General features: G+C 73.4%; 7 protein-coding genes (1 of these 7 only partly in view). 3 read left to right on the top strand and 4 right to left on the bottom strand.

The features are described from left to right. Window positions 1-117 precede the first annotated feature (117 nt). Window positions 118-1,107, top strand: a complete 990-nt coding sequence (locus LL648_RS33765) for a hypothetical protein (protein WP_232666875.1) — start codon at window positions 118-120, stop codon at window positions 1,105-1,107. A 167-nt stretch (window positions 1,108-1,274) separates the two neighbouring features. Here the strand turns inward: LL648_RS33765 and LL648_RS33760 are convergent, their stop codons facing one another. After that, window positions 1,275-1,769 carry a hypothetical protein gene (locus LL648_RS33760; RefSeq protein ID WP_232666874.1) on the bottom strand — a complete coding sequence of 165 codons (495 nt, stop codon included), beginning with the start codon at window positions 1,767-1,769 and terminating at the stop codon, window positions 1,275-1,277. Window positions 1,770-1,941: 172 nt separating this feature from the next. Here LL648_RS33760 and LL648_RS33755 point away from each other — a divergent pair, with 172 nt between their 5' ends. After that, entirely contained in the window at window positions 1,942-2,745 is an 804-nt protein-coding gene (locus LL648_RS33755) for an MBL fold metallo-hydrolase (protein WP_232666873.1), read from the top strand. A gap of 222 nt (window positions 2,746-2,967) precedes the next feature. Beyond that, on the top strand, window positions 2,968-4,152 hold the full coding sequence (locus LL648_RS33750) for a VanZ family protein (protein WP_232666872.1): 1,185 nt from the start codon (window positions 2,968-2,970) through the stop codon (window positions 4,150-4,152). On the opposite strand, the gene LL648_RS33745 is transcribed toward LL648_RS33750, so the two are convergent. From LL648_RS33745 to LL648_RS33735, 3 genes are all read right to left on the bottom strand, one after another. Further along, on the bottom strand, window positions 4,110-4,484 hold the full coding sequence (locus LL648_RS33745; RefSeq protein WP_255687106.1) for a S26 family signal peptidase: 375 nt from the start codon (window positions 4,482-4,484) through the stop codon (window positions 4,110-4,112). The genes LL648_RS33750 and LL648_RS33745 overlap by 43 nt on opposite strands. Before the next feature lie 375 nt (window positions 4,485-4,859). Then, complete coding sequence (locus LL648_RS33740; RefSeq protein WP_232666870.1) at window positions 4,860-5,270, bottom strand: MFS transporter; 411 nt, start codon at window positions 5,268-5,270, stop codon at window positions 4,860-4,862. 149 nt (window positions 5,271-5,419) lie between these two features. Further along, window positions 5,420-16,623: the 3' end of a preprotein translocase subunit SecA gene (locus LL648_RS33735; protein WP_232666869.1), read on the bottom strand. It continues 22,234 nt past the right edge of the window; only the last 11,204 of its 33,438 coding nucleotides appear in the window; the start codon falls outside the window, past its right edge; its stop codon occupies window positions 5,420-5,422.

The following is a 16,623-nucleotide window of genomic DNA, read 5'->3' as shown; positions in this document are numbered from 1 at the left end:
AGTGCGGGTGGTTGCGCCCGCGGAAACGTACGCACCGCCTGGCTCATGGAGCAGTCCGAAAGGACAGCTCGTAGGATCGGTCGGCGCTGACGCAGAACAACGAAGGAGAACATCGCCGTGGGCCGTGCACGAGCAATTCCGATCGCGTCGACGCTCGTGGCGGCGCTGCTGCTCGCGGCCTGCACGACGCAGGTCGCCGGGCAGCCGGCCGCGACGGGGAGTGACCCCGCGTCGCCGTCGTCCGTCACCACCAAACCGGTCGAGTCGGTGCTGGTCGCGCTGCGCGCCGCCGACTACGAGTGCGGACCGAGCTCGCTCGAGCCCACCCCGGTGTGGCAGTGCTTCGCCCGGCTGAGCGGCGGGGTCTCGCACACCATCACGCTGCAGGAGCGGCCCGACGGCAGCACCGGCGGCATGATCGTCAACGTCTCCCCGACCGAGACGGACGGCGAAGGCCTGACCAAGCAGGCGATCGACGAGGTGATCTCCGGGATGCTCGCGAAGACGCTCGACGAGCCGCAGCTGGGTGCGGTGCAGGGCTGGGTGCGGCAGGACGCCACGCCGGACGCGACCGTCGAGGGATTGGCGCTGACCTACGCCCCGACGTTCGGGAAGGGCGGCAAGTTCGAGATGGTGGCGCCCGACGTGAAGGCGCTGACCATCTTCGACGCCACCGCCGCGATCACCACGACCATGCCGAAGGTGCAGATCTCGTCCATCAAGGCCTTCGCCGAGGCCAACGACATGACGTGCGAGGACAGCGAGAGCAAGTCGACCAGCTGCGCGCAGAAGCCGCTCTACTTCCGGTCGATCAACGCCTCACCGGTGATCGGCGGCGACCTGAGCAAGGGCACTTCCCTCGCGACGTTCCGCTTCCGCACCCCCGACCGGGCGGAGGCGGTCGAGCTGTTCGGCAAGTTCGCTGCCGTCATCTCGCCGGATGGCGCGAAGGACGTCTCCGCGTGGATCAGCCGCAAGCTCGGGAAGCCCGGCGAGCACAACACCGCGGCACCCGAGCGCGTGACGTTCACCCTCGAGATCAGCGACGGCGACGGCGCCGGGCGGGGTGTCGAGTACCAGATCGGGGCCGCCCCGTCGCTCTTCTGACCGAACTTCCCCACCGTTTTGCCAACCTGCACACCGTTTTGCCCATGCAAGTTGGCAAAACGGTGGGGGGCTTGCTGTCCGGTGTCCAGGATCTCCCCACCGTTTTGGGTGGATGCGCGCCAGATCGGCGCGCATGTGCCCAAAACGGTGGGGAAGTTGACGGGCGGCTAGAGGAAGTACTCGGGCGACTCGGAGTGGAAGGCGCCGAGCCGGTCGAGCAGGACGGGCGCGAGCGCCGCGGTGAGTGCTGGCGGCGCGTCGATGGTGCCGGTCCGCAGGCCGTCGGCGAGCGAGGCCACCCACGCCGCCGCCTGCTGGGGTGCCGGGAGCAGCCGGTCGGCCGGATCGTCGGCCGCCAGGTAGGCGGTGGGCCGCAGCAGCGGGCGGCCGAGCGCGAAGTCGAGGTAGTACCAACCGGTGTCGATCCGCCACACGACGAGCAGGTCGGGCGCACCGACGACCCGCAGGCCGATCTGGGTGGCGCCGAGATCGTGCTCCGCCCGGACGAGCCGGCCCGAGCGGTCGAGCCGCGCACAGACGGCTCTGCGGTAGGCGTGGATGGCGTCGCGGCCACCGTCGGGCAACTCCTGCAACAGCCGTGCCGCGGTCACGGACTCGTGTCCCTTGAGCCCGATCCGCTTGCTCACAACGCCACTTGCCATCACGTACTCCCGCGTCCTCGAGGGTCGGAACGTGTGGCTGTTCGCTCAACCAGCAACTGCCGACATCGTCCGCCTCGACCTTATTCACCGCAAGAGCACACCGTTGCGGCAGGGCCACTGCGCGTGAACGAACACAACGTGTACAGCTGATCCGAACGGGAAAGGATCAGACATGCGCATCGGCGACATCGACCTGCACCCCGTGGCCGACGGAACCTTCGTCGCCGCGCCGGGTTACTTCGGCACGCACGTCGGCGCCGACGCCCACCCGGAGCTCTTCGACCGCGACGGGACGGCCTGGCTGCCGATCGGCTGCTTCCTGGTCCGATCCGGCGACCGGGTCGTGCTCGTCGACGCCGGGATGGGCCCGCAGGCCGAGGACCTGCCGCTGGGCATGCGGCTGCTCGGCGGCCAGCTGCTGACGGGCCTGCGCGCGCTCGGCGTCACGACCGCCGACATCACCGACGTGATCTGCACGCACCTGCACACCGACCACGTCGGCTGGCTCTTCGACCTCGCCGGCACGCCGGTCTTCCCGCGAGCGACGATCTGGTTCGGCGCCGGCGACCACGCCCACTTCGTCGACGGCAGCGGCCACATGGTCCCGCACATCCGGAAGGGTTTTCTGCAGCACACCTCGCGGCTGCGGCCGATCGACCACAACCGGGCCGTCGCGCCGGGGATCACCGCGCAGCTCACGCCGGGCCACACGCCGGGCCACCTCTGCGTTGTCGTTTCGTCCGGCCAGGAACGGGCGCTGCTGCTCGGCGACGCCGTGACCTGCCCCGTCCAACTGGACGAGCCGACCTGGCACTCGCTCGCCGACGTCGACACCGCGCTCGCCGACCGCACCCGCGAGCTGCTCTGGCGGGAGCTGGAGCAGCCCGGCGTCGTCGGGGTGGGCGCGCACTTCCCCGAGCTGCGGTTCGGCCGGCTGCTGCGCGGCAACGGGCGCCAGTGGCACATCACCCCCTGACGGCCCGAACTTCCCCACCGTTTTGGGCACATGCGCGCCGATCTGGCGCGCATCCACCCAAAACGGTGGGGAGATCCTGGACACCGGGCAGCAAGGCCCCCACCGTTTTGCCAACTTGCACGGGCAAAACGGTGTGCAGGTTGGCAAACGGTGGGGAAGTTGGCCACCTGATCCGGCGATCTTGCGTGACAACGGCTCCGCGGGCGCTCTTGACTGCCACCCATGTCGTCGCAGCTGATCCCGGCCTTGCTCGCGGTGTTCGGCGGGACGCTGCTCGCCGTGCTGCTGCTCGTCCCGTTCGTCTTCCGCAGCTACCGCACCCGCGGGGAGGTCGGGTTCGGGCCGGCGCTCGTCGCGTTCGGGTTCGTGGTCTACGGGCTGGCGATCCTCACCTACACACTGCTCCCGCTCCCCCAGCTCGACGAGGCGTGGTGCGCGGCCCACCCCGCGCTGCGCCACCCGCAGCTCGACCCGCTGCGGTTCCTCGCAGACATCCGCAAGGAGCAGGCCGCCCCGGGCATCCACGGGCTGCTGGTGAACCCGGCCGTCCAGCAGGCGGTGTTCAACGTCGCGCTGTTCGTGCCGCTCGGCGCCTACCTGCGGCACTGGTTCGGGCGCGGGGTCGCGGCGACCGTCGCGATCGGGTTCGGCGTCTCGCTGCTCGTCGAGTTCACGCAGCTGACGGGCAACTGGTTCCTCTTCCCGTGCCCCTACCGGGTCTTCGACGTCGACGACCTGATCGCCAACACGCTCGGCACGGTCGTCGGGATCGTGCTGGCCCCGTTGCTCGGCCTGCTCACCCGCCGCCACCACCGGTTGCCGGCCGACGCGCCGCGGCCCGTCACCGCGGGTCGCCGCCTGCTCGGCATGGTCGTCGACATGATGTCGGTCGGGCTGCTCGGCGGTGTCCTCGTAGCGCTCACGAACGCCATCGCCCTGGTCTTCGGCGGGCCGGAGACCTGGCAGGAGCCGTACGACGCCCCGATCGCCGCAGTGCTCGGCTCATGGGTGCCGGCCGTGCTGCTGCTGGCAGTCCCGATGCTCACACCCGGCGCAGCGACGATCGGCCAGCGAGCCGTCCGGCTGCGCTGGACCCGGCTCGACGCCTCCCCGCCGGGCGCCCGCGCGGTGACGGCGCTGCTGTTCGGGTCGTTCGGCTACTTCCTGCTCAGCGGCCTCAACACGTTCGTGCCGGCCGCAGGCGGGTTCGCCGGCCTGCTGCTCTTCGTGAGCCCGCTCGCGGTGTTCTGGTCGCGCGGGCACCGCGGCCTCTCGGGCCGGGTGGCCGGTCTGCTGCTGGTCGACTCCCGCGCGCCCGACCCGCCGACGGCGCCCCCGCGCGAGCGGCGCGCCCCCGCGGGTTCCTACCGCCGCACCACGCCGAGAACACCCTCGATGGGGAAGTAGCCGAGCTGGCGGGAATCGCTGCTGGCCGCGGCGTTGTCACCGGCGACGACGAGCATGCCGCACGGCACGACGGTGTCACGGGCGGCGGACCTCGCCGGCACGGATCCGGGCGGCACCCGGTCGCCTGCGACCGCTACCACCCGTTTGATCATCCAGTACGCCGTGGACCGGTTCGTGGCGCGACCCGGTTCCAGTACGACGATGTCGCCCACCCGGACGGCGCTCATGTCTGCGCGGTCGGCCAGCACGCGATCACCGTGGCGGAGTGCCGGCTCCATGCTGTCGCCGCGAACGGTGACCACCACGAATCGCCGTCTCAGCCGGCCGACCAGCGCGGCAAGGGCAACGCACGCGACCGCGCCGACGGCCGGCCCGAGGCATGATCGGCGACTACGCCCGCGATCATCCCCGGCCGGGCTGTTCGGCGTGAACAGCGCTTCTGCTCGCCGCGTGCGTTTGAAGGTGCCGTTCACCCCGTTCCCTGAGGGTCTTCAGCAGGTCATTTGTCCACGCAGTAGCCGCAGTACGTCCCAGGAACGAGACTCCACGGCTCGCAAACCCCGCGAATGCAGTCGCGGTGGACGAGCCAGCCCTCACCGTAGTCGGAACACCGGACACAATTGACCTGGTAAGCGGCGCGTGCCGACAACCTCGGCGCCACGACGGCGACCAGCCTGTCGGCCAGTCGCCCCACAACTCCAGTCACTTCACGACCCCTTCTCATCCGGAAATCCGTTCTCAGGAATCCTCATGGAAGAAGCACCGCCTTCATGTCGGGCGAATGCCGGACAGGTCGCGGTGACTGCCTGACAGCAGCAGCGCGACGGCGGGAGCAGCAGCCGCACGGCCGCCGCCGCTGCGACGCACAACATGGTGACCAGCCCGAACACCGCGTGGTACCCGGCTGCCTCGCCCAGCAGGTTCCCGACGGGAACGCCGAGGACCAGCGAGGAGGCGAACCCGCCGAACACGATCGCGACCGCGCGGCCGTGCCGGTCCGGGCCGAGCAACCGGCTCGCGACGAGTGTCACGGCCGGGAGGTAACCCACGGCGCCGAGCGCGGTGACGGCCCGGCCGACGAGCAACAGGGCGTAGTCGGTGGCGAGCGCCGCGAGCACGTTGCCGGCGGGCCGCGGTCAGCAACGAGACCAGCAGTCGGTCATGTCGCCGAACTCGCTTCCCTCGGGCTCACCGCGACCGCCGGGTGCGCCGCCGCACCGTCCCGAACGGCCACCACAGCGCCGCGGAGGCGGCGACGGCGTGCGCGTCACGCCGATCCCGCGATCAGCGCGACGATCGCGACCACCACGAGCACGACCAGCACGACGCGAACCCCGCCACGCCACGGCAACGCCGCCAGCACCCGCCGCACGACGTCCCAGCCGGCCGGCGGCGCGCGGCCCGTCGTCGCTCCGGGCAGGGCGGCCAGGTAGGTGCGGATCTCCTGCGCGCGGCGCTGGTTCTCGACGATCGCCGCACGGACCCGGTCGCGAGCCCGCTCCAGGCGCGCCGCCCGCCGTGCCTCGACGAGGGTCAGCGCCCGGTCGAGCGCCGCCACGCGCAGCCGCGTCGCCACCCGTCGGGCGGGACCGGGGACGTACGGCCGCGCCAGCTTCTGCTCGAGCTCGCCGGCTCGCAGCAGCTCCACTTCGATCCGGCGCAGCAGCCGTCCGGCGTGCTTCGTGCGGTGTCGATCGGCCCGGTCGGCGTGCCACGCTCGCGCCCGCCCTCGGTACCGCGCCGGCAGCGCCCGGCCGATCAGTCGTCCCACCGCCGACAGGGCCCGCCGCACCACCCGTTCCGGGCCTTGGAAGAAGTCGATCCGGCGTTCCCGCCCCAGCACCCGCACGACCGCTGTCCGCAGCGAGCGTCGGAACTCCACCATCGGACCGTCCACCAGCCCGATGCCGAGACCCGACTGCCAGAACGGGTAGCCGTTGACCGTCTTGGTCGACCAGCCCCAGTCGTAGGAGAGCACCCAGCCGACGAACCGGCGCACGGGGTGGAAGCCGCTCACCTTCGGCGCCGCGACACCCGCCACCGGCGCGAGGTTGACCCCAACAAGGGTGAACTCCTGCACGAACAGCGCGATCCGGACGACACCGAACACGATCAGCGTCAGCGACACCCTGTGCACCGGGAGCACCGCGGCCGGCCACTTGCTGCGCACGTGCTCCCGCAACCCGATCGACTCCGAGTCGCCGACGTGGCCGAGCAGCAGATCACCGGACCCACTGATCTCCAGCTCCAGGATCGGGCCCAGCCGCACCCGCACCGCCGCCACCTTCCACAACGGCATCGACCAGGCGATCGCGCCACCACGCTCCCACCGCAGCTGCCGCACGTACCGCCAGGCCCGCTTCGGCCACGAGCCCGCCCTCAGCACGCCGTCCGGGCGCGGCAGCTTCCAGTGCGGGAACAGGAACACCAGGGGCAGGACGGCCGCCGCGGCAACAGGGCCGAAGAGCGTCCCGACGCCCAGAACGACAAGCGTCTGCAGGACGGGGAAGTAGGCCCGGCGCTCGTACTCGAACGTCAGCCAGCCCGGATGCCCGATGCCGGAGGCCACCAGCCGGCGTCCACCACGCTGCACCGCGCGCGGCAGCGCCACCCACATCCGCGCCGCCCACACGCGTGCCCGGGTGCCGCGCAGCCGGTCGGCGATCCTCGCGATCGGTCCGGTCCGGGCGGCCGGTCCCGCGGCCGCATCCCGCAACCCGGCGACGACGGCCGCGGCCAGCTCGTCCACCGGCAGCTCGCCGAGGTCGGGCCGGCCGAGCACCGCGGCCGGGTTGCGCACCAGCGCGGCCACGAACTCGGGCGGCGCGCGGGCCAGCAGGGCACGCAGCATGCGGGACGGCACGGCCACCCGGCCCTGCGCGTCCGACCGCACCGCGATCAGCCCGACGGCCGCCCACTCCCCGACCAGCCGGCCCAGCTCGCCGGCCGGCGAACCAGCCAGGTGCGTCGCCAGTGCGGCCAGCCGCGGTGACCCCGCGATCCGGGCCGGCACCCCACGCCGCGGGTCGCCGTCCAGCGCGAGCCCGGCGCCTCGGGCCAGGTGGACCGCCAGCACCGCACGCAGCACCAGGTCGAGCCCGCCCGGCGCCTCGGGCGTCCGGGCCGCCCGCTTCCAAGCCCGCCGCTGCCGCACCCCCGGCCACCACCCGGACGGCAGACCGAGCGGCCCAGCCACCGGCTGCCGACCGAGTCGCACCGTCGGCGCGCGCGGGTCCACCTCGCCCCGCAGACCCGGTGGGCCCAGCCTCAGCAGGTTCGCCTCGCCGGCTCCGGCCGAGGCCGTCAACGCCTGCGGCTGGTCCACCGGGCTCGCAGAGCCGTCCGGTTCCACCCGCACCCAACCACCGGCCGTCTCGACGGAAGCAACCCCGTGCTCGTCCGGGGCGGACACCCACACCTCGTCCGTCGGTGCGATGACCGGAACCCCGAAGACGGACGCCAGCGACCGTGCGGCCACGTCGATGTCCGCGCCGGCGGAACAACCGCACACCACCAACGCCCCGCCTGCGGCTTCCGGCTCCTCCCGCTGCTCGCCCCACCACCAGATCTCCGGTCGCGCCCCCAGCAGGTTCGCCACCTGCTCCGGGCTCACCCGCACCTGTCCGTCGCGCGCAGGCCAGAAGAACCCGTCCTCGTCGGCGTGCATGACCAGCGTCAGGTCGTCGCGGTGTCCCCGCAGGTCGAGCGCGTAGCCGCGCGCGGGGTCGTCCGCAGGCAGGATGATCACGCCGAGCCCGTCGGGGTGCACAACCATCTCGGCCCGGATCCGCGCGAGGTCGGCAGGAGTCGCGGACCACCTTCCCCGCGCGCCCGTGGAGGACGGGACCTCGCTCGGACCGGAGCCCAACGCCCCAGCGGCGACGTCCAGCCCGCTGGCTGCCAGGAAAGCGCGCACAGCACGAACACCCACCGCCGCGACGAACCGCTGCTCACCGAAGGGGTAGCCGAGAACGTCCTCGCCCCAGTAGACGCCGACGAGATGCTCGCGCGGCCCGTCGGCCCCGTCGACGCGGGCGATGACCGCACCGCCGGAGTTGCCCTCGACCGCCCAGGGGTTGCCCGTGGCGTAGAGGTTCAGACGGTGCACGGGCTCCCGAGCGGCCGTGTCCCTGCCGGCTTCGACGACACCGCCGGCGACGACGAGCTGCCGGCCACGGGTGCGGACGTGCTCCACTCCACCCCGATCCCCGACGACCGGGATTGTGGTGCTCGGGAAGCCCAGGAAGGTCAGCCGGGTGCCCGCCGCCGGCGTGTCCCCCAAAACCAGTGGCGTGAGGTCGAGCGCGGCCAGGTCCGGGTGCTCGATGCGCAGGAGCGCGAGGTCGACCTGGGCCGCGGCCCGCCCGACCTCGTGGCCGTACAGCTCGGTCAGGCCCTCCGCGCCTTCGGCGGCGCCCACGACCCGGACCGCCCCGCTCGTGACGAGCGCGTCGGCCAGCGTCGTCAGCGCGGGGCGGTCCACGGCCACCGCGGGGACCGCGATGATCCCGTCCGGACCCGCCAGCTCGACGAACAGGGCGTCGACCCGCTCGCTCGGGTCCGGTGTCGCGACGTGCTGGTTGGTGAGGACGTAGCCGCGCGAGCCCGCGACCGCGACCAGGAAGCCGGACCCGGTCCCGACGACCGCATGCCTCCGTCCGTCCATGCGGTGCCCTGTCACCCGGACGACGCGGCCGACGCCGTCCGGAGCGCGCTCCCCCAGATCGGGCGCCATCCAGCCATCGGGCCAGTTCGAGGACAGCGGTACGAAGGTGCGTGCGGCTCTGGCCCGGTGCAGCTCGGCGAGCAGGGCCTCGGCCTGCGCCCGCCGGTCGCGCTCGGTGCCCCTGCCCTCCACCCGGAAGGTGCGTTCGAACGCGAGCACCCGCTCCAGGAAGTCGGGGGCCAACCCGAATGCTTGCAGCTCGCGGATCTCGTCGTACACCTCGGCGAACATCACGACGACCGGCCTGCCGCCGCCGTGCCAGGTGTAGGCCACCACACCGGGCTCATCCGGGAAGGCGGCTCTGAAGGCCAGCACCAGGGGTGGGCCGCGCGCGCCGAACGGCTGCGCGCCGACGTCCAGCCGCAAGCCGGACGCGGTCCAGGCCCTCAGCCTGCGCTCGAACCTGCGTTTCGACCGTCCCGTGAGCTCGAAGCCCTTGACGTCGGCCAGCGATCCGCTGTTCGGTCCCTGCCGACGGCGGAGCCATCCGCCTGCCGTCCTGCGCCGAGGACCGTCAAGAGCGTTCGCGGTGACGTCCGCGCCGAGGCGGACGATCTCGCGCGAGAGCGGCGCGTACTGCGGGTGCTCGGCCAGCCACTGGAGGAACTCCGACCAGCTCGCGCCGCGCCCCGAAGAGCGCGTGTGCTCGACCGACGCCGCTGCCAGCCCGAGCGCGGCCTGCACCTGCTGCCGGTCCAGCGTGCTCGCGAAGACCCGCAGCTCGAACGTGTCGGCGTTCTGGCTGTTGATCCCCCGGTTCCGGGTCGACGCCCAGACGCTCACCCCTTCGGTCTCGGTGAGCCTCGCGTACCGGTCCGACGTGCGTCGCGCCAGCCTGGTCAGCTGGTCCCGGTTGCCGAGCAGCAGTGCGAACCAGCGGTCGACGTGCTCCGGCGAGTCGAACGCCGCGCGGCTGATGTGGACGTGCATCCCGAGGCCGGCGCCGCCTGCGCCCATCCGCTCCAGCTCGGGGAGCACGGCCCACGGGAAGTTCGCCAGCGCCCAGGAGTACGACATGGGGTGCGTGACGATCTCGAAGCCCTCGCCGACGGCGTCGATGGAGGCGTCGCGCTTGAGGTAGGCCAGATCACCGAGGTGGCTGGCGGCGAGTGTGCTGGCGCCGGGCACCGAGCCCGGTCGGGTCGTGATCTCCAGTTCTAGGCCGAGGTACAACGGGCCGGTGCCGTGGAACACCGGCACGGGCTTGTGGTCGTGGTGATGCACGACGGGCAGGCGAAGGCCGGGCCGCCATGCGGAACCCAGCACGGTGTCGCCCGTTCCGAGGAGCCGGCCGACCAGACGTGCGACGTCCGCGTCGTGCACGTCCTCGCGGTGGGCACGGCCGGACAGATGGAACCGGTTCTCGTGCCGCAACAGCTCGGCCCACCACGACCGGGTGAGCTGTCCGGCCCCGATCCGCCGGTCGATCTCGGCCAGGGTGTCGTCGAAGACGAGCACGACGCCGCCCTCGTACCAGCCGAACGCCAGCACGCCCTCCGCACCGGCGGAGCGCATCGCCGCCGGAACCACGACGATCGACGCGTCGGGGACTCCCGGCGGGCCGCGCGGCAGGTGTCGGAACCGCGCCCGGTTCAGCGGCACCCCGGCGGCCCGCAGCGCCGCGGCGTCCGCCGCCATCACCCGCGCGGCTCGGCGACCGTCACCGATCGCGGCGGTCCCGCTGGTCGAGTCGCCGCTGCCACCAGGCCCGAGAGCGATGACGGCGGCAACCGTGTGGTCGTCGCGGCCGCCGGCGGACCGGACGGCGTCGGCGAGCTGGCCGGCGGCTTCGACCGGCGTGGTGGACGCGCCATCGGACAGCGCTCCGACGAGGTCGCCCGGAGTGCGCAGGTGGCGCCACAGCCCGTCCGTCGCAATCACCAGCAGCCCCTGCTGCGACGCCGCGAACTCGGTGACGGCGGGGTCTGGCTGGAAGTCGCTTGCCGCCCACCGGGTCATGACGCCGCCGTCGGTGATGTCCCCGCCGCGGGTGTGGTCGGCCGTCAGCTCTCGGCCGCCGGCCGGGTCGTCGGTCAGGAAGTAGGCGCGCGCGGTACCGGCGTGGATGGTCGTCACGGCGTTGTCGGTGCCGACGTACGCGGCCAGGTAGGCCACGGCGGCGTGGCCTCGTTCCTCCGTGTACCGGCTGGTCATCGCCGCCAGTGCGGCCTCGTGCGCGGCGCGCAGCGCCTGCCGGGGCGTGCGGCCCGCCACGGCCGGGTTCGTGATCTCGGCCCGGAAGGCTGCAGCGAACCGGGTGGCGGCGCCGTCCGAATCGGGGTAGCTGGAGACGCCGTCGACGACGATCGCGAACCGGCTACCGTCCGGCAGGGTCGCCAGCGCCGCGGCGTCCTGGTTGGCCCGCCTGCCCAGACCGCGCCGGGAGGTCGCGGCCATGCCCGGCTCGGACCGGGTCACATCGCCGGCCGGCAGTGCGCCCGGCCGGAACAGGTCGGCGTTCGCGGCTCGTAGCTTGCGGGCCGCCTTCCGGGCCGCCTCCATGATCAGCCAACCGCCGAGGTCGCGGTTGAGCTTGGCGTCCCAAGCCCGGTCCTGCAGCAGATCGTGGCGTTCGAGCAGCACCCTGGCCGCCACCAGCATCGCGCCCCGGTCCGCACCGGGCCGCAGGTGGGCGAGACGGCGGCGGGCGGAGCCGAGCTCGCGGGTGCTCTCCCGCAGCGCCTGCGCGACGGTCGGCGGCAGCGGGTCGGCTCCCGGGGCGTGTTGGAGCGCCGCGTTCGCGCCGTGCAGCGCCCCGCTGATCTGGTGCGGGTACGAGCCGACCTCCACCATCTCGGCCACGGCAGCCGCCCTGGCCTCGGCGAGCCGGGCGTACGCCTCGACCTGCCCGAGCCGGGCGGACTCCAGCGCCTCGCGCTCCGCTGCCGCACGCAGCGCCACGACGTAGCCGCGGTCCGCCGCAATCGTCGCCCGCACCAGCGCATGCAGCCGGAGCTGCCACCGGCCGGGCACCACCGCGTGGCGCCACCGCTGCCGGGCTACCTCGCCGATGGCGACGGCCATGCGGATCGGTGCCGCGGCCTGATCGGCGGGCCGGGGCCAGCTGCGCCGGCCGGCCGAGTGCAGGAACACGTATCCCAGCCCACGAACGCGGCGCCAGGCGATCCCGGCGTCGTCGACCCAGCCGTCCCGCCAGTGCCGGAACGCCAGGTCGCCGGCGCGCAGGAGATCCTTGAGCCCGTCGACGTCCTTGCCGGTCAGCGGCGCGCCGCCGGGCAGCAGCAGAGCGTTCGACCGGATCGCGTGCCGCAGCCGCGGCTGCGCCGTCCGCCACAGCTCCACCAGCACGGGGTCGGCGCGGTAGCCGACGGTCGGATTGCCGACCGCCGCCTCGGTCGCGGCGAGCGCGGCGAGCGATCCCGCCCAGTCCGTGCCGCCGTGGCGGTCGGCCAGCTCGGTCGGGGTGAGCGCGCGCTGCTGGCCGGCCAGCAGCAGCAACCGCTCCAGCAGCGTGCCCGGCTGTGAGCTCGGGGCCGTCCTGACGGCCGCGCTCATCGCCTCCCGCCACCGTTCGCGCAACTCCCGTCGCTGACGCCGGCTGAGCTCGACCTCCTTCACGAGCAGCGCCGCCGAGACCAGCAACCGCATCCCGGCCGCGAGCGGCCTCGCACCCGGCCACGCCGCCGAGTTGCCGTCGATGCTGCGCGCATGCTGCGCGGCCAGCTGGGCGACCGCCTCCAGCGGATCGGACCGCGGCCTGTCCCGGCCCCGCATCTCAGGGTTCAGCACGCGCAGCGCGATGCGGGCCCGTTCCAGGTTCGGGTGCGTGTGTTGATCGGTGTCCAGGTAGTGCCGCTTCAGCACCACCAGCAGCGCCCGCCACGGGCCGGCGAGGTGGTCCGCACGCAGTTGCTGCCGTTCGGCGAGCTTTGCCACCAGCCGCTCCCACCAGATGCGGCTCGACGCCGGATCGGCACCGTCGAACCGCTTCCACAGCTCCTCGCCGAACATCCGCTGGAAGTCGACGATCTCGGCGTCGCCCGGCCGCCCCTCCCGCCGCAGGTGCTCGGCCAGCAGCGCCAACGCCGCGGGATCCGCGGCCAGCACCGGCACCACCCGGACGATCGTCTCGACGTGCTGCTCCCGACGAACTCTCGCCGCGGCCCGCTCCCGCTCCACGGCACGCCGGATCTGCGACGCATCCGGGAGCGGCTCCCACTTGCTCGCCGGCTCCGCCAGCTCGGCCGTCATCGACGCCCACAGCGCCGCGGCCAGCCGGGCGGCAAGGTCCCGGTCGAGGCCGCCGGTGATGCCGGTGGCCGCCAGCAGCGCGTCCAGGGCTTCGGCGTACGCGACGACACGCTGGTGCAGCCGGTCGCCGCGCCACCACAGCCACCGCGACGGGCGGTCCGGCTGCCGCAGCTGCCGGGTGCTCTTGAAGCCGTAGAACCCGGCACGGACCTCGTCCGGGTCCCGGACCAGCTTGTTGATGGCCAAGACGCTCACCGCGACCGCCGTGAACCGCAGCAGCACGGCCGTCCACGACTCGTGCGCCACGGCGTCCGGATGCAGCCACGCCAGGTTGATCACGACCAGGGAGAGCCGCGACAGCACCGAGTCGAGCCCCTTGCGCCACAGCAACCGGGTGTCGATGGGCGGGAACGCCCGCCACTCGACCCACGCGACCAACGCGCTACGCAACTGGTCACCGGCCCCGGTCCGTTCCGCCCGGTCGGCGTTGCGGCGGCTGACCCGCTCCCCGATCGGGCCGACCGCGCTGTTGACGTACTCCGCGAGAACGGTCGGAGACGCCGCCGCCATGGCGACCGCGGAGACCGCGGCCGCCTCGATGAGCGCACCCCAAGCGCCCGGCCCGGCCGTACCGCCGAGCCACCCGGCCACAACCACGACCACCGCCGCCTGCGCACCCGACACGACCGACTTGATCCCCCGCGTGCGGCCGATGTCCTTGCTCTGCACGCCGGCGACCGCGATCCCCACCACGACCGGGACCAGCCACGGGATCATCGGCGCCAGCCACGCCGGCACGAACGACCAGCCGAACGCGGTCGCAACGCCGTACGCGGCGGTGATCAGGTACACCGCGGCGGCCGACTTCCACGCCGCCCACCGCGGCCGGGTCTGCATGCCGTCGGCCTGGTTCGCGTGCTGGCGGCGCAGCACATACCGGTACACCAGCCCGGCCGGGATCAGTGGGTAGAGCAGCGCCTTCAGCCCGGTCAGACCCGACTGCCCGGCCAGTACCGGCCCGGCCCGGCCTGCGACGTCCCACGCGGCGAGTGCGCCCAGCACGGCGGCGAACCCGACGGCCGCCCACAACGCGAACGGCGGCGCCCGCGGCCGCCACGGTGTCCGCGCCGGCCGCACCGCGGCCAACACGGCGGTCGCCGCCACGACCGCACCCGCCAGCACCGCCGACCCCGGGGATCCGAATATCCCCGACAACCCACCGGTCAGCAGTCCGGTGCCCGCCCCCGCGACGAGCCCACCGATCCGGCCGCCACTGCCCGGCCCCGCAGGCGATCGGCGTGCGCGGTTGCGCAGCGCCTGGACGCCCGCGAACGCGGCCGCCAGCAGGAGCGGTCCGGCGAACCCGGCGAGGCCACCAGCGGCCGACCCGACCGGCTGCTCGTCCGCATCGGTCGCCGATGTCCCGCCGGTCGGCTCCTCGATGGCCGGTGTCCAGGTGTGCGGCAACGGGGTCTCTGCGACAGTTGCCGCGGATTCGGCCGGCGCCGGCGCCACCCGGTGCTCGTCGTCGGGGCGGATCAGCTCCGGGTCGGCGTCCCGGCGCAGTGCCAGCTCGTAGCCGGTCGGGTCGGCGAACCGCTCGACGTAGATCCGCCAGTAGGAGTCACCCGGCTGCGTGATCCACACGCCGGACCAGCTCGCCGGCGCAACCAGCGACTGGCCGCCGATCTGCTCGTCCGGCCCGCTGAACCGGCCGTCGTTCGCGGCGTCGAGCTCCGCGAAGCTGACCCCGAGCCCGGCGGCTTCCACACCTGCCGTGGTGTTCGCGGGCGCCGTGAACTCAGGCCCGACGGCGCCATCGGCGTGCGCGGGCGCGCCGACGGCCAGCACCGCGACCAGCAGCGCTGCCCCGACAGCGATTCCCACGGCCCGCGCGGCCCTGCCCCAGAGCCCGATCCAGGTGCGGACGACCGCCGGCGGGCCGCGCGGCACCTCCGGGCGCCACAGCCGGCCGGTCGCGCTGCGCGGCGTCGCCACCCGTAGCAGCGGCCCTTCCGGCGCGGCTCCCCCGCGAACGCCCCCGTCGGTGGCGGGCCCGCCCGTCGAGCCGCGCGCCGGGCCGCTGCCCGACGGCGGGCCGGCCCCGGTCCGTCCACCGCGGGTGGCGGCGACCCGAGTCGCCTCCCGCACGAGCGGGCCGTACTCGGGCCGTTCGCGCAGCCAGGACAGGAACGCCGGCCACTGCCAGCCCTGGCGGTGCACGATGTCCGCGACCGACAGCTCCCGCGTGTACTCGACCGACGCCGCCGCCAGCCCCAACGCGGCCTGCACCTGCTGCGGGTCCAGCGAGGCGGCGAAGATCCGCAGCTCGAACGTGTCGCGGTTGTTCGTGTTGATCGCCCGGTGGCGTTTGGGGCCGCGCAGACCCTCGGCGTAGGCCTTGACGTTGCGCCGGGCCTCAGGGTCGAACTTCGCGTAGTCGGAGCGCCGCCGAGCCAGTCGGATCAGCTCGTGCTCGTTGCGATACAGGAGCTTCATCCACCGGTGGACGTGGGCCGGGGAGTCGAACCCGGCACGGCTGAGGTGGACGTGCAGCCCGACACCACTCGCGTCGCCCCCCAGCTGGGCCAGCTCGATGAGGACGTCCCACGGGAGGTGCTCCATCGCCCAGTCGTAGGTCATCGGGTGCGTGACGATCTCGAAGCCGCGCCGGATGGAGGAGTCGTGCTTGAGGTAGGCGAGTTCACCGAATCGCCGGAGCGCGTGGGTGGCGGCCGTGCGGCGGGAGCCCCGCCGGGTGTTCATCTCCAGCTCCAGGCCCAGGTGGAGCCGGCCCACACCGTGGAAGACGGGCGTGGGCTTGTACGTGTACGGGTGCACGAGGGGCCGCCACAGCCCGATGACGATCCCGCCCGCGGTGCCCGCGACGACCGCCGTCCCGACCGACCACACCAGTGTTGCCGTCTCCGACGACGCATTGGCCGACGTCACCCACACCACCGATGCGATCAGCAGCGTCGCGACGGAGACGCCCACGACCCACGCCGCGATCCGCAGCGGCCACGGCAGCGGCGCGTCCAGCTCGTCCGCGCGCCCAGCACGGCGCTGCTCAGCACGGCGCTGCTCAGCCGCCGCTCTGTCAGCCGCCGTCCCGGTCGTCCGGGTTCCGACGGTCCGGGCGGCCGCTCCCGACTGCCTGTCCGGGGCGGACGCCCGACCGCCCCCGGGTGGGCCACGGGGCCCGCGGTCGCCGTCATGGGACGCACCGGACGGTTCGTCGCTCATCGGCCAGAGCGCGGTCAGGCCGAACAGCGCCATCAGCTGAACGACGCGGATCTCCTCGGGGAGCACGTACATGCTCGCCGCCAACGTCGCAGGTCCGACCAGCGCGGCGATCACCCGCAACGCCGGGCCCACCCGGGGCGCCGACGGATGTCCCGTCCAGGCCAGCATCGTGAGCCCGACTGCGAAGGCGAGCTCGCTGACGCTGGTGTAGCCCCCCAGGAAACCGATGTGGTACCAGTTCGGGCCGTCCAGCAGACCGGTCGCAATGCCGTGCAGCCACGCGCCGA

Source organism: Pseudonocardia sp. TRM90224, from assembly GCF_021245725.1.
Taxonomy (GTDB): domain Bacteria; phylum Actinomycetota; class Actinomycetes; order Mycobacteriales; family Pseudonocardiaceae; genus Pseudonocardia.
The sequence above is the reverse complement of the archived record's forward strand: the minus strand, read 5'-3'. Positions and strand labels throughout refer to the sequence as shown.